Consider the following 14,813-nt stretch of genomic DNA (forward strand, 5'->3'; position numbering starts at 1 on the left):
TGTCGTTTCGGCGTCGAACCGAGCCTATGGACCAATTAGGCTTGTTTTCTTCCTAATAACCGGCGAGCGGGGAACGGTTCTTCTGTGACTTCCACCACAACCCGGGTGCTCCGGCTGCTGTCGCTGTTACAGGAGCGCACCTATACGGGCCGAGAACTGGCACACCGATTGAAGGTCTCCGACCGCACGCTGCGTCAGGACATCGCGCGATTGCGGGAACTCGGTTATCCGGTCCATGCCGAGCGGGGCGCGATCGGCGGCTACCGACTGGGTCAGGGCAAGACCATGCCGCCGTTGCTGCTCGACGACGATGAAGCGGTCGCGGTTGCCGTGGCGATCGGGCTCGCGGAGGACGGGTCCACCGGAATCGCCGATATCGATCGGAACGTGGCGCGGGCACTGGCGAAACTGGAACGAATTCTGCCGGTTCGCTTGCAGCGCAAGGTGTCCGCACTGCGCGCCGCAACCGAGATCGGACCCGCTGTCACCGGATCGCGCGAGCCCGACGCCCCGGTACCGGCCGAGATGCTCGCCACCATCGCTGCGGCCGTCCGCGGCTCCCGAGCGCTCGAGGTGGACGGCGGACGGCTCGAGCCGTATCGACTGATCAATTGGCAGCGCCGCTGGTTCCTGGTGGCCTATTCGCTCGAAAGCCATTGCTGGCGAGCGCTGCCCGTGGCCTCTCTCGACGAGGTGACAACCACAACGCACCACTTCGCCGCCCGTGCCCTACCGGACGAGGACCTGGTGGCCTTCGTCCTGCGTGAAATCTCCAGGGCCGGTTGGCGAGTGCACGCTCGCGTGACCGTCGCGGCATCCGCCGAGACGGTCATCACCCGCATCAATCCGACGGTGGGTGTCGTCGAACCGATCGACGACCACTCCTGCGTGTTGTACACCGGTGCCGACACCCTCGAGACGATCGCGATCTATCTCAGCATGCTGATGATGGACTTCCGAGTCGACGGACCACCCGAACTCGTGGACCACATCCGGACCTTGGCGCGGCGCTATTCGACGGCCGTCACGCCCGAATAAGCCTGCCGAACCCGCACACCGGACCGTGCAGAGCATGCCGCTCGGAACAGCCGGTCGTAGATCACCCGGATCACCGGCTGCTTGCGCAGGTTGTGTTCCGCGCACAGGCCGGCTCGATGGAGTCCGGGGCGCCGCGGTCCGGCCGGTTGGATGGACGGGGTGCGGATTCGAGACAGGGGCTCGCCCGGTTCGGCGGGTTTCGGCTACGTTGAGTCAGTTCCGCAGAATGTCCGGCCGGGCGGGGGTAGCTCGTCCTCGATCGGACCGAGACCAGCACGGGAGAGTAGCTCGCATGGCGACCATCGAATACCTCCGAACCGAACCGGACCTACCTCCCGTCGGAGTCGTGGATCGTCGGCCCATCACACCGGCGAAGAAGGCGATATTCGCCGCGATCGCGGTCGTGGGCGCGGTCGCCTGGGCCGTTCTCGCCATCGCCCGCGGCGAGAACGTCAACGCGGTGTGGATCGTGATCGCGGCGGTGTGTACCTACATCATCGCCTACCAGTTCTACGCCCGGCTGATCGAGTGGAAGATCACCAAGCCGCGCGACGACACCGCCACCCCCGCCGAGGAATTGGAGAACGGCAAGGACTACATGCCGATGGATCGGCGCGTCCTGTTCGGTCACCATTTCGCCGCCATCGCGGGCGCCGGACCGCTGGTCGGGCCGGTACTCGCGGCGCAGATGGGTTATCTGCCGGGCACGCTGTGGATCGTGATCGGCGTGGTGCTCGCCGGTGCGGTGCAGGACTACCTCGTGCTGTGGGCATCGGTGAAGCGGCGCGGCCGCAGCCTCGGGCAGATGGCCCGCGACGAGCTGGGCGTGGTCGGCGGTATCGCGGCGCTGGTCGCGGTGCTGGTGATCATGGTGATCCTGCTGGCCGTCCTGGGCATCGTCGTGGTCAACGCGCTGGCCGCCACCAAGGGCGCCGACGGGCACCTGCACGGCGGCAGCCCCTGGGGTGTGTTCTCGATTTCCATGACCATCCCGATCGCCGTGCTGATGGGTCTGTATCTGCGGTATGTGCGGCCGGGCAAGGTCGGCGAGATCTCGATCGTCGGCTTCGTGCTGTTGCTGCTGGCGATCATCTCCGGGCGCTGGGTGTCGGAATCCGGCTGGGGCCGTGACCTGTTCACCCTGTCGGGCACCACCATCGCGTGGATGCTGATCATCTACGGCTTCATCGCCTCGGTGTTGCCGGTGTGGCTGCTGCTGGCGCCGCGCGATTATCTGTCGACGTTCATGAAGGTCGGGACGATCGTGCTGCTGGCGCTGGGCGTGGTGATCACCATGCCGGTACTGCACGCCCCCGCGGTCTCCCAGTTCGCCGGCAACTCGAAGGGCCCGGCGTTCGCCGGCAGCCTGTTCCCGTTCCTGTTCATCACCATCGCCTGCGGTGCGCTGTCGGGCTTCCACGCGCTGGTGTCCTCGGGAACCACACCGAAGTTGCTCGAAAAGCAGTCGCAGGCACGGATGATCGGCTACGGCGGCATGCTGATGGAATCGTTCGTCGCCGTGATGGCGATCATCGCCGCCAGCATTCTCGACCAGCATCTGTACTTCGCGATGAACACCGGTGGCCTCACCACCGCGCAGGCCGCCGCCGACAAGGTCAATTCGCTCGGGCTCGGCGGTACTCCGATCACCGCCGGCGACTTGAACCAGGCCGCCCACGACGTCGGTGAGCAGGCCATCTATTCGCGCACCGGTGGTGCGCCGACGCTGGCGGTCGGTATGGCCGAGGTGATGCACAACTTCATCGGCGGCACCGCGATGAAGTCGTTCTGGTACCACTTCGCGATCATGTTCGAGGCGTTGTTCATCCTGACCACGATCGATGCCGGAACGCGCGTCGCGCGCTTCATGCTCTCCGACACTCTCGGCAACCTGGGCGGACCCGCAAGTAAGTTCAAGGATCCGTCGTGGCGTCCCGGAGCGTGGCTGTGCACGTTCCTCGTGGTGGCGGCCTGGGGCTCGGTGCTGCTGATGGGTGTCACCGACCCGCTCGGCGGCATCTACACGCTGTATCCGCTGTTCGGTATCGCCAATCAGCTGCTGGCGGCGGTGGCGTTGACCGTGGTGCTGGTGATCGTGGTGAAGAAGGGGCTGCTGAAATGGGCCTGGATCCCGGCGCTGCCGCTGATCTGGGATCTCGTCGTCACCATGACGGCCTCCTGGCAGAAGATCTTCTCCGGCGACAAGAACATCGGCTACTGGACCCAGCACCACATCTACAGTGACGCCCGCGAGGCCGGGAAGGTGCTGGCACCGGCGAAGAGTATGGCCGATATGGACAAGGTGGTTCGCAACACGTTCATCCAGGGCACCCTGTCGATCGTCTTCGCGGTGCTGGTGCTGATCGTGGCGCTGGTCGGGGTGATCGTGTGTGTGCAAGCGGCTCGCCGCGGCGGCGGCACGACCACCGAGACCCCGGAGGTGCCGTCGGAGATCTTCGGCCCCTCGGGCTTCGTGACGACCAAGGCGGAGAAGGAGGTGCAACGGGAATGGGCGGAACTGGAACGCGCGGGAGCGGTGAAGGTGCCGGGCGCAGCCCACGCGCCGGCTCCGGAACCCGCGACGTAGCAACCGAATCCGTTGCCACCGGCGCGCGCTCGCAGCGCAGAGCCGCCGCGATTCTCCTCGCGCCGGTGCGCGCGGCGCGCGCTGCCGCCCGGTACCTGAACGCCGTCCTGGGCGGACAGGACTACGCCCGCTATGTGGCACATCTGCGTCGGGTGCACCCCGACCGGCCGATCCCGAGCGAAAGCGAGTACTGGCGCGAGCGCCACGCCGCCGCCGACCGCAATCCCGGGACCCGCTGCTGCTGAACCGGTGCGTCGTGTTCGGATGCGCCGGACAGCGTCCGGCGAGTTCGCGCCGGCTCCGGCCTGTTCCGTCGCGGGCTCGCCACGGTATCCAGGTGATTGCCGGCCGTGCCCGGAACAGGGCCACGCTCGTCGCTCGGGTTCGGCGCACCGCGCTGCCCGGACTCGGTCCATACCGAAGGCAGGCATTCGCGCCCGTTCGCGCCCAGCCGATGACGGAAAACGTTGTGACGCTGCCCAATAGCCCGTTTGTCGGCGGTTATGTCCGATAGCTCTCAGCAGTCGGTGCAGTGATAGCTCGTGGCTATGTCGCTGAAACGTTGTTCATTCGGGGTAGTTGTCCATTTCCCGCTAGCGCGGGCGGCCTCGGGCTGACAAGGTGGACCACGTGAGTGTGAACGGTCTGGACTTCGAGCGCTGTTATCGAGCGGTGGCCACCCGCGATGCCCGGTTCGACGGGCAGTTCGTCACGGCGGTGCGCACCACCGGAATCTACTGTCGGCCATCGTGTCCTGCTATCACTCCGAAGCGTACGAACGTCACGTTCCTCCCCACGGCCGCGGCCGCTCAGCAGAGCGGGTTTCGCGCCTGCCGGCGCTGTCTGCCCGACGCCGCACCGGGCTCACCACTGTGGAACACCCGCGCCGATCTGGCGGCCCGGGCGATGCGACTGATCGCCGACGGGGTGATCGAACGCAGCGGGGTGCCCGGACTGGCCGACAAGCTCGGCTATTCGCAGCGCCAGCTCACCCGGGTACTCACCGCCGAACTCGGTGCCGGACCGCTCGCGCTGGCCCGCGCCCACCGCGCCCACACCGCCCGGCTGCTCATCCAGACGACGCGAATGCCGATGTCCGACATCGCATTCGCCGCCGGATTCGCCAGTATCCGGCAGTTCAACGACACCGTGCGCGAGGTCTTCGTGGTGAGCCCGACGGTGCTGCGCGAGGAGGCACGCCGAATGCGCGGCGATGCCCTGCCCGCCACCAACGGAACCCTCACGCTGCGGCTGCCCTATCGAGAACCGCTCGATGCCGGCTGGCTGGAATGGTTCCTGTCCGCCCACGCCGTCCCCGGACTGGAAAGCTGGGAGGACGGCGTCTACACCCGCAGCCTTCGCACGCCGCACGGGCACGCGACGGTTCGCGCCAGTATTCATCCCGGACATGTGCGGGCCGAACTGGCGCTGCACGATATGCGTGATCTCGCGCCGACCGTGGCCCGCCTGCGGCACCTGCTGGACCTGGACGCCGATCCGGTCGGCATCGACGCCGCCCTCACCGAAGGGTTCGGCACCGGTACGCCGATCACCCCCGGAATCCGGGTGCCGGGCTGCCTCGACGGCCCGGAGTTGTTGCTGCGCACCATGATCGGTCAGCAGATCTCGGTATCGGCCGCGACCACACACACCGCCCGCCTGGTCGACGCCCTCGGCGAGAACATCGGCGGACCGATGCCGCGGCTGTTCCCCACGGCCGAGGCCATCGCCGAACGCGGTGCCGATGTGCTGACCGGCCCCGCCCGGCGCATCGCGTCGATCATGGCCGCGGCCAGGGCGCTGGCCTCCGGCGAACTCCGGCTGCATGCGGGACGCACCGCGGCCGATGTGCGCCGAGACCTGCTCGCCCTGGACGGGGTGGGGCCGTGGACGGCCGACTATGTCACCATGCGCCTGCTCGCCGATCCCGACATCCTGTTGCACACCGATCTGGTGGTCCGCCAGGGCGCGGCGCACTACGGCATCGATCTCACCGATACCGCGCGGTGGGCGCCCTGGCGCTCCTATCTGTCGATGCACCTGTGGAAACGCGCACTGGCCGAACGCTCCGCCGCGGCCGGCGCGCTCGCCCGGCCCGCTGCCTTCCCGCGCGGCAACGGATCGCCGGCGGGGCGCGACGATGCCGCCCGGCCCGCGCGTGGCGCTCGCCCCGCATACGAACTGCGCCCGGAGGTCGCGCGAAACGGGATCACCGTCGCTGAAGCGTCGGGCGGGCGGAACCTGATCGAGGGGCAATTCGCCCGCCGGACGGCAGCAGCCCCGAGCGCGCGGCGATGAGCGCCGGCGACTATGCGACGGTCCCCAGCCCGGTCGGACCGTTCACGGTGATCGTCGACGCCGACGGTGCGGTCCTCGCCTCCGGCTGGACCGCGGATGCGGAGAATCTGCGGGGTCTGATCCATCCCCGGCTGCGACCCTCGGCCCTGCGCCGATACGACGCGCTCGACGAGATCACCGATGCCGTCGAGCAGTACCACCAGGGCGACCTGCGGGCCATCGACGACGTGGTGGTCCGGCAGCAGTCGGGCCCGTTCCTCGAACACGCCTGGCAGATCCTGCGCGCGGTGCCGGCCGGAACGCCGATCACCTACACCGCCTTCGCGGACCGGTCCGGCCGCCCCGATGCGGTGCGCGCCGCGGCCAACGCCTGCGCGCGCAACGCCGCGGCGCTGTTCGTCCCGTGTCATCGCATCCTGCGCACCGACGGCAGCCTCGGCGGGTTCCGGTGGGGCCTGGCGTGCAAGCGTTGGTTGCTCGCCCACGAGACCGGCACCCGCACCTTGTACTGACCCGTCGTGTCGGGCGACTTCGCCGCGCGCGCCGGCGCCACCGGGCAGAATGCGCAGACGACGAAGGAGTTCGGTATGGAAACGATCGTGCCCGTCAGCGGCGGCAAGGTGCGCGGTGTCACCGACACGGCGATCAGCACATTTCTCGGCATCCCCTATGCGGCCGCTCCGGTCGGCCCGGCCCGGTTCGACCTGCCCCGGCCGGTGCCGGAATGGGACGGCGTGCGGGACGCGCTGAGCTACGGCCCGACCTGCGCGCAGTCACCGTATCCGGCGCCGATTCATGCCCTGATCGGCAGTGACGGGCTGCCCGGCGACGAGTATCTGAACCTGAACGTCTGGACACCCGATGTGGGTGGTTCCGGCCTACCGGTCCTGGTGTGGATCCACGGTGGCGCGTTCACCCGCGGCTCCAACGCGCGCACGATGTACGACGGCAGTACCTTCGCCCGCGACGGGGTCGTGGTGGTGTCGATCAACTACCGGCTCGGGATCTCGGGATTCGCCGCCGTGCCGGGCGCTCCGCTCAACCGCGGCCTGCGCGATCAGATCTTCGCGCTGCAATGGGTGCGGGACAATATCGCCGCCTTCGGTGGTGATCCGGACAATGTCACCATCTTCGGCGAATCGGCCGGCGGGATGAGCGTGGTGAACCTGATCGCCGCCCCGCCCGCGCGTGGCCTGTTCCGCCGCGCCATCGTGCAGAGCGGCAACGGGTCGGCGGTAGCGACCGCGGAGGACGCGGCCAAGGTCGCCGAAAATCTCGCCGGCACTTTGGGAATCGAGCCGACGGTCGCGGCCTTCGGCGAGCTCGGACCGGATCGGTTGCGCACCGCGCAGGATGCGGTGGCGCTGGAGTTGATGACCGATCCCGACCCGCAGCGGTGGGGGCCCTCGATCATTTCGAACGGGATGGGCCTACTCAGCTTCTTCCCGGTGATCGACGGCGAACTGATCGAGGACCGCCCGGTCGATGTACTCGCCCGGAGCGCCGAGTGCGCGGTCCCGTTGCTCATCGGCTGGACAGCCGAAGAATTCCGGTTCTTCACCTTCCCCACCGGGATCGCGGCCGCGGTCACGGCCGACACGCTCGGCCCCGTGCTCGCCCGCTACGGCGTCGACCCCGCCGTCGCGGATGTCTACGCCGCCCAGCGGCCGCAGGCCACACCGGCCGACATCTTCGCCGCGGTGATCACCGACGTCGTGTTCCGGGACGATTCGCTGCGCATCGCCGAGCTCAACGCGGCCGCCGGTGCGCCGACCCATGTCTACGAATTCGGCTGGCGCAGCGGGGTTCCCGATCTGGGCGCCTGCCACGTCCTGGAGGTGCCGTTCGTCTTCGACAAACTCGCCGAGGCAGAGCCGTTGACCGGGCCGAACCCGCCACAGCCGCTCGCCGACGAGATCCACCGGGCGTGGGTGCATTTCGCCACTCACGGCGACCCGGGGTGGGAACCGTTCGACGAACAGCGCCGGGTCCGGATCTTCGACCATCCCACCTCGGCGACGGTGGCCGACCCCCGTGCCGAGGAGCTGCGGGCGCTGCGGGCCTCGGGGCGCCGCAGCGCGACCTGACCTTCGATCGGTTCGGGCGGCCGGGTTCGGGCAACCGGTTTCAGGCCACGACGGTCCGTAGCTTCGACCCGTCGGGTTCGCGGATGACGTGCAGCCGACTGGGGATGCGCTGTCGCATCTCGTCGACGTGGCTCACCACGCCGACAACCCGGCCGCCGGAACGCAATTCGTCCAGCACGCCCATGACGGCATCGAGCGTGTCGGCGTCGAGACTGCCGAAGCCCTCATCGATGAACAGGGTGTCCAGGACCAGACCCCCGGATTCGGCGGCGACCACATCGGCCAGTCCCAGCGCCAGCGACAGTGACGCCATGAAGGTCTCCCCTCCGGAGAGGGTTTTCGCCGGGCGGACCGCGCCGGTGTAGTCGTCACGGATGTCCAGGCCGAGCCCGCCGCGGCGGCCCCGCGGACCGGCGGCGTCGGTGTGGACGAACTCGTACCGACCGCCCGACATTCGGCGCAGGCGTGCCGAGCCGGCGACGGCGACCTCCTCCAGGCGTGCCGCGAGCACATAGGACCGCAGCGACATCCGGCGATTGTTCGTGCCCCGGCCGGCCACCACCTCCGCGAGTTCCGCCAGTTCGGCATGTGCGCGTTCCAGCGGCGCGAGCCGATCCGCCGCCGCCCACAACTGACTGCCGAGCTCTTCGAGTTGAGCGACGCGGCGAGTGCGGTCGGCGTGTGCGGCGACCGCGGCGTCCAGTGCGCGCCGGGCGGCGGCCACGGCCGCCTCCAGTTCCGCCGGGTCGACGGGTGTCGCCTCGGCGGCCGCACGCACCTCGGGCTCGGCGAGCACCGCTTCGGCGTGTGTGCGCTGCCGGTCGGCGGCCACCAGCTCGGCCTCCATGGCCGCTTGCTGTTGCGCCGACCGAGATACGGCCGCAACGTCTTTCGCGTAGGCGGCCAGGGCGGCGGTGTCCGGCGTCGCCGACGGCCCGGCGGTGTCGCTTCCTGCTACCGGAAGATCGGCGGCGCGGGCCGCCTGCTCCACGCGGCGGGCGAGATCGGCGAACCGATCGCGCGCCGCGATCGCCTCCGCCCGGGCGGTGCGCAGCTCGCTCGCATCGGCGATCAGTCCCTGCAACCGTGCCCGGCGACGTTCCACCGTGCCGTCGGCGCCCGCGGCGACCCGCATCCGCTCGGTGAGCTCCGCCAGCCGGCGGTCGTGGGCGAGAATTCGTTCCTGCACCGCGCTGCGCCGGCTCTCCAGATCCCGTAGCCGGGTGTTCGACTCGGTCTCGGCGGCGCGCAGCCGCGCCACCTCGGCGGTGAGTTCGTCGGCGGCGGCGGCATCCCGCCGGGCGGTTCGAAACCGTTCGGTCGCCGCATCCAGGGCAGCGGCCAGATCGGCCGGATCACCGTCACCACCGCGCTCGATCAGCAGGTCGACCTGGCGCTCCAATTCCGTTCGGCGGGTGAGGATTCGGTCGCGTAGCTGCTCGGCGGCCCGTTCCGCCCGGACGGCCTCGGCCTCCGCGGATTCGGCCACGGTCTCGTCGGTCGGCTGCGCCGGGGCCGGATGGTCGGTGGAACCACAGACGCCGCACGGCTGCCCCGGCCGCAGCGCTCCGGCCAGTTCCGCCGCCATTCCGGCCAGCCGCCGCTCCCGGATGTCCAGGGTGCGTTCCCGCGCGTCGGCGTGGGCGGCACGCGCCTGCTCGAATTCCGCCTCGGCGCTCGCCAATTCCGTTCGCAGCCGAATCAGGTCGACCGCGGCCTGGACCGCGGCGCGGGCCCGTTCACACTCGCGTTCGAGGCCCGGTAGTGCGGCCTTCGCATCGGCGGCCGTGCGCAACGACGCTTCGGCCGTGGCGATGGCGCGCGGCAACTGCTCGCGGTGCTCGGTCAGCCGGGCCAGCTGCGCGGTCGCGTCCGCGTACTCGGCGCGAAGTTCGGCGAGTTCCGCCGACAGCCGACCGGCGGATTCGGCGTCGCTGCGAATCTCTTCGAGCGACCCGATATGCGCGGACCAGCGTTGTACGGCGGCGTCGATGCCCCGCGGCGCACTGCCGTCGGTGCCGTTGTCGTCGGCGGCGACGGCCTCGTTCCCGGAACCCTCCGTGGCGACCGCACCTTCCGTGGGCGACGCCTCGGCCGCTTCGGCAGCCTGGGTGACGGTGACGGAGAACAACTCCAACTCGACGGGTTCGTCGACCCGCACGGGTGCGTCGGGCTGGTCGAGCACGATCTCGAACAAGGTGTCGGTGAGCTTCGCACCGTCGCCGGACAACTCGGCCTCGGGTCCGGGCGCGGACCTGCTCGCGGCGGCGCGATCGACAGAGGAAGCATCCTGCGCCTCCGGCTCGCACAGGGCCGACAGTTCCTCGGCCGTTTCCGTACCGTGCAGCTCCCCCGACGCGAGATCGGCCGCCGCCCACGATGTTCCGGGCAGTTCCGCGCTCTCCGGTTCCAGCAGCCGAGCGGCGAGTCGTTCGGCGAGTTCGGCCACATCGTCGTCGCGGCGCCGCAGCGCCACGGCCGCGGTCCGGGCCTCGTCGAGGGCAACGGCCACCGGCTCCACCCGGCGCGCGCGTTCCAGATCCGCCTGCAGCCGTTCACGTTCGGCGGCACCGGCCGCGAATTCCTCGAGTTGACGACGCGCCTGCATCGCCCGCTCGCGCCGCTCCCGCAGCCGGCGCTGTTCGTCGGCGGTCGCGACCAGCTCCGCGGAAAGTTCTCGGCAGCGCCGCAGTTCCGCAGCGGCCCGCTCGGCCTCCGCCCGCGCCTCGGTGATCAGCCGCTCGGACCATTCCACGGCCTCCAGTGGCCCGGCTGTCTCGGTCGCGCCCAGGCCCGCGGTAACGGCTACCTGCGCGATCAGGCGATCCACGCCCTGCCGATGACTGTCCAGTTGCGCGGCGCTGTCGCGGCGCCGCTGCGCCAGCCACTGCTCGGCGGTTCCGAAGCGTTCGGTATCGAACAGGCGCTCGAGCAGCTTCTCCCGATCCTCGTTGTCCGACCGCAGAAAGCGGGCGAAATCGCCCTGCGGCAACAAGACCACCTGGAAGAACTGATCGGCGCTCATCCCCAGCAGCCGAGTCACCTCGTCGCCGATATCGGGGATGCGGGACAGGTGCTGCCCACGGCCGTCCAGCCATTCCAGGGTCGCCGCGGCCTGTTCGATCCGGGTACCGACGCCGCGCTTCTTCGGCCGTTCGAACTCCGGCGACCGCGTCAAACGCAGGCGTCGCCCGCCGAGCGTGGCCTCCAGTACGACCCGCGGCGGGGTATGCGGGTCGGCGTGGTCGGAATGCAACCGCTTACTCTCCCCGCGCGCCCCCGGAACCCGGCCGTAGAGCGCGAAGGCGATCGCATCCAGCACCGTCGTCTTACCCGCGCCGGTATGTCCGTGCAGCAGAAACAAACCGTCGGCGCCGAGCTCGTCGAAATCCACCCGGGCCGTTTCGGCGAACGGGCCGAATGCGGTGAGCTCCAGCCGATGCAGCCTCACGCCGCCACCGCCCGAGGCCGGCCGCTCACGCCGACAGCTCCTCGTCGGCGAGGGTGCGTGCCACCGCGAATTCCGCCGCCGGTTCGCGGCGGGCGGCGGCCAGCGCCTGCTCGATCAGCATCATCTCCCCCGGGGTCGGCTCGCCACGGACGTCGGTGAGGAAACTACGCGCGATCTCACCGTCCCCGCGACCGTGCACTCGCTCTCGATAGCGCAATTCGGTATCGCCCTGCGGCCGAGACCATTCCACATGGACCGCGTGCGGAAAGCGTTCCCGCAGCCGGCGCAACGCGTCCACCGGACGCGCGTGGTCGGTGAGCACTGCCGAGACGTAATCGTCCACGGCGTCGGCGTAGGCGGGCTCGGTCAGCAGTTCGTCCAGCGGTCCGGTCAGCTGGCGCAGGCCGCGCACCACCGGTAGATCGTGGCGGCGCACCGATGCCACGCCCGAACCGTCCAGCTCGAGGATCCACACCGCCTTGTGGTGAGACCGCTCCGCGAACGAATACGGCAGCGGTGAACCGGAATACCGCACCGACTCGGAGAGCGTCTGCGGCGAATGCAGATGTCCCAGCGCCACGTAATCCATCCCGTCGAAGGCGCTCATCGGCACCGTCTCCACCCCACCGACCGCGATCGAACGCTCCGACCCGGTCGCCTCCGCACCGACGACGAAGGCATGTGCCAACACCACCGTCCGCGGTTCGCCGCGACGGCGCCGATCCGCGCGGATCCGGGCCATGGCGGCGTCCAGGATTTCGGCGTGTGAGCGCGCTTGCGGCACACCGAGTTCCGCGCGGGTGATCTCCGGTTCCAGATAAGGGATGCCGTAACAGGCGACCGGGCCGAACTCGTCCGACAGCAGCACCGGCCGATCGATCTCGGCCACCGAGGTCCGCAGATGCAGGCCACCGGCCGCCGCGAAGCTGCCCAGCGCACCCAGCCGGGTCGGCGAATCGTGGTTACCGGAAGTCGCGACGATCACCGCGCCGGCCTCCCGGATCGCCTCGAAGCCCTTGTTGCACACGGCGATCGCATCCGCACTGGGAATCGACCGGTCGTAGACATCGCCCGGCACGACGACCACATCCACCCGTTCGGTGGCGACCAGCTCGGCGATCGAGGCCAATGCGCGCGCCTGATCGGCCAGCAGGTCGACACCGTGAAAGGTACGGCCGATATGCCAGTCCGAAGTGTGCAGCATCCGCATGTCGCGAAACGGTAAGCCATCGCACCGACAGTGTGGAATCGCCTCCGGTTCGCTGCCGCGGATCCCGGCCCTCGAACCTCGATTTTCGGTTTGCCGCGTGTCCGGCGTGTTGGGGTGCTCACGGCCGGTTCGGCCGGGTGTTCAGGGCCGGGCGACGATGCCGAGAAATTGCCGGCTCCACGAACTTGTCGGTGGCGTCGGGCACTATCTCGGCTATGACCGCATCGATGCTGTGTGCGTTGTTGTTGGTGTTCTGCGCCGGCGCGGGCCTCGGGTGGCTGGGGCATGCCGCCCGAGCGGGGCAGCGTGCCGCTGCGGCCGAGGCGCAGCTGGCCGCGTTGCGCGAGAACGAACAGTTGGTGCGGCAGTCCCTGGGCGCGGCGAGCGCCGATGCGGCACGGCACAATTCACAGGCCATCGGCACCCTGGTCGAACCACTGCGCGAGGCCCTGGGCACGCTGAATCAGCACATCCGGCAGGTCGAGCACAACCGGATCAACGCCTATTCCGGCCTGCGCGAACAGGTTGCGGGGATGCAGCGGATCTCGCAGCAGCTGTCCACCCAGACCGGACAGCTGGTCTCCGCGCTGCGCGCGCCACAGGTGCGCGGCCGCTGGGGCGAGGTACAGCTCGAGCGGGTGGTCGAACTGGCGGGCATGGCCAAACACTGCGATTTCGACACCCAGGTCACCGGAACCGGTCGGGACGGCAGCATCCGGCCCGATCTGGTCGTTCGCCTGGCCGGAGATCGCCACCTGGTGGTCGACGCCAAGGTCCCACTGACCGCGTATCTGGACGCCACCGGTGAGACGGACCCGGCCCGGCGTACCGAACATCTGGCCCGGCACGCCAAACATCTGCGGGCACATGTCGACCAGTTGGCCGCCAAGGCCTACTGGGAGGCCTTCGATCCCAGCCCGGAGTTCGTGGTGCTGTTCATCCCCGGCGATCCGTTCCTCGACGCCGCGCTGACCGCCGATGCGGGACTTCTCGAATACGCGTTCGGCCGCAATGTGATCCTCGCAACGCCGACGACTCTGATCGCATTACTGCGCACGGTCGCCTTCGGTTGGCGGCAGGAAGCCTTGTCGCGGGACATGGCAACCGTTCAGCAACTCGGCCGCGAGTTGTACACCCGTCTGTCCACGACCGGAGCCCATCTCGACAAGCTGGGCACCCAACTCGGTAAGGCCGTCGACGCTTTCAACCACACAGTCGCCTCGATCGAGTCGCGGGTCATGGTCACCGCGCGCCGTCTGCACGAGCTCGACATCGGCGACCGGGCCGTCCCGGCAATTGCTCCCGTCCAGTCCTGGCCACGCGCGGTAGGCTTCTCGGACACCAACGAGTAACTCCGGCCCCCGCCCGGCCTCGACACACGTTCCGGCCGCGGCAGATAGTGTGCTCTACGTGGCAGCTACCCAACGCGAGCGATCCGATGTACCCGCCTCGCACCTCTCGATCGTCCCCTCGGTGCCCGGTGTCCCCGCCGGCGCCGCGGTGTTGATCGCGGTGGCGTGCACTTTCATCGGATTCTTCATCGACTCCGGAAACAGCGGCAAGGAGCTGACCCATGTGTTCGCCGCGTTCTACATCATCGGATGTCTGATCGCGGCATGCGTGGTGCGCTATCGCGGCCTGTTCACCACCATGGTGACACCGCCGCTACTGCTGTTCATCGCCGTCCCGCTGGCCTATCAGCAGCTGACCGGCCGCAGTTCGACCTCGGTGAAGGACGTCCTGCTGAACCTGGCGATACCGCTGGTGAACAGATTCCCGACCATGGCCCTCGCCACCGTGCTGGTCCTCGGCGTCGGCGCGCTGCGGGTGTGGTTGCACCGCAATGCCGAGACCGGCGGCAGGCCGACTCGGGAACGCCGGGGTAGCGACAGCTGGAATCCGCGCTCGGCGGCCGGTCGGGCACGGCGGGCCCGCGGCGAGGCCGGAGCCGGGGAGACGTTGCGTGGCACGTCCCGGAGCCAGAAGCATGGCACGCAGGCCACCAAGACCGCCAAGCGCGGTGACGCCGCCGGGCGCGCGACGGCCAAGCGGTCGGCGGAGCCGGAAGCCGCGCGGGCCGCGCGGCGTGCGGGCGGAAAAGTCGCCGAGAAGGTCGCCGAGCGGCCGCCGCGGGTTTCCGCC

The 14,813-nt window shown here is 69.4% G+C and carries 10 protein-coding genes; 8 read left to right on the forward strand and 2 right to left on the reverse strand.

Annotated elements, in window-relative coordinates; genetic code table 11:
- The first annotated feature begins 84 nt into the window (after positions 1-84).
- From ON37_RS20905 to ON37_RS20930, 6 genes are all read left to right on the forward strand, one after another.
- Entirely contained in the window at positions 85-1,038 is a 954-nt protein-coding gene (locus ON37_RS20905; RefSeq protein WP_040721634.1) for a helix-turn-helix transcriptional regulator, read from the forward strand.
- A gap of 292 nt (positions 1,039-1,330) precedes the next feature.
- A complete protein-coding gene (locus ON37_RS20910; RefSeq protein WP_040721635.1) occupies positions 1,331-3,625 on the forward strand; it encodes a carbon starvation CstA family protein in 2,295 nt (764 codons plus the stop codon).
- 65 nt (positions 3,626-3,690) lie between these two features.
- Positions 3,691-3,870 (forward strand): YbdD/YjiX family protein, encoded by a 180-nt coding sequence (locus ON37_RS34260; protein ID WP_040721636.1) that lies wholly within the window; start codon positions 3,691-3,693, stop codon positions 3,868-3,870.
- A 385-nt stretch (positions 3,871-4,255) separates the two neighbouring features.
- Positions 4,256-5,923, forward strand: a complete 1,668-nt coding sequence (locus tag ON37_RS20920) for an AlkA N-terminal domain-containing protein (protein WP_373282065.1) — start codon at positions 4,256-4,258, stop codon at positions 5,921-5,923.
- Positions 5,920-6,435: a methylated-DNA--[protein]-cysteine S-methyltransferase gene (locus ON37_RS20925; protein ID WP_040721637.1), complete on the forward strand. Its 516-nt coding sequence runs from the start codon at positions 5,920-5,922 to the stop codon at positions 6,433-6,435. The genes ON37_RS20920 and ON37_RS20925 overlap by 4 nt, the downstream gene beginning before the upstream one ends.
- A 75-nt stretch (positions 6,436-6,510) precedes the next feature.
- Positions 6,511-8,010 (forward strand): carboxylesterase/lipase family protein, encoded by a 1,500-nt coding sequence (locus tag ON37_RS20930; protein WP_051031853.1) that lies wholly within the window; start codon positions 6,511-6,513, stop codon positions 8,008-8,010.
- A 40-nt stretch (positions 8,011-8,050) separates the two neighbouring features.
- Here the strand turns inward: ON37_RS20930 and ON37_RS20935 are convergent, their stop codons facing one another.
- Positions 8,051-11,461, reverse strand: a complete 3,411-nt coding sequence (locus ON37_RS20935; RefSeq protein ID WP_040721638.1) for an AAA family ATPase — start codon at positions 11,459-11,461, stop codon at positions 8,051-8,053.
- Positions 11,462-11,486: 25 nt separating this feature from the next.
- Entirely contained in the window at positions 11,487-12,671 is a 1,185-nt protein-coding gene (locus ON37_RS20940) for an exonuclease SbcCD subunit D (protein ID WP_040721639.1), read from the reverse strand.
- Between the two features lie 215 nt (positions 12,672-12,886).
- Between ON37_RS20940 and ON37_RS20945 the strand changes: the two genes are divergently transcribed.
- Positions 12,887-14,023, forward strand: coding sequence for a DNA recombination protein RmuC (locus ON37_RS20945; protein ID WP_040721640.1), 1,137 nt, complete (start codon positions 12,887-12,889; stop codon positions 14,021-14,023).
- Positions 14,024-14,081: 58 nt separating this feature from the next.
- Positions 14,082-14,813, forward strand: a 732-nt coding sequence (locus tag ON37_RS33685) for a DUF6542 domain-containing protein (protein ID WP_174362131.1), incomplete at its 3' end; no start/stop codon positions are given.

The organism is Nocardia veterana NBRC 100344, from assembly GCF_000308855.1.
GTDB classification, from domain to species: Bacteria; Actinomycetota; Actinomycetes; order Mycobacteriales; family Mycobacteriaceae; genus Nocardia; species Nocardia veterana.

What these genes read in the sequence shown, in the direction of transcription:
- ON37_RS20910 (WP_040721635.1), top strand. Translation starts at nt 1,331, where the DNA reads ATGGCGACCATCGAATACCTCCGAACCGAACCGGACCTACCTCCCGTC.
- ON37_RS20925 (WP_040721637.1), top strand. Translation starts at nt 5,920, where the DNA reads ATGAGCGCCGGCGACTATGCGACGGTCCCCAGCCCGGTCGGACCGTTC.
- ON37_RS20930 (WP_051031853.1), top strand. Translation starts at nt 6,511, where the DNA reads ATGGAAACGATCGTGCCCGTCAGCGGCGGCAAGGTGCGCGGTGTCACC.
- ON37_RS20940 (WP_040721639.1), bottom strand. Translation starts at nt 12,671, where the DNA reads ATGCGGATGCTGCACACTTCGGACTGGCATATCGGCCGTACCTTTCAC.
- ON37_RS20945 (WP_040721640.1), top strand. Translation starts at nt 12,887, where the DNA reads ATGACCGCATCGATGCTGTGTGCGTTGTTGTTGGTGTTCTGCGCCGGC.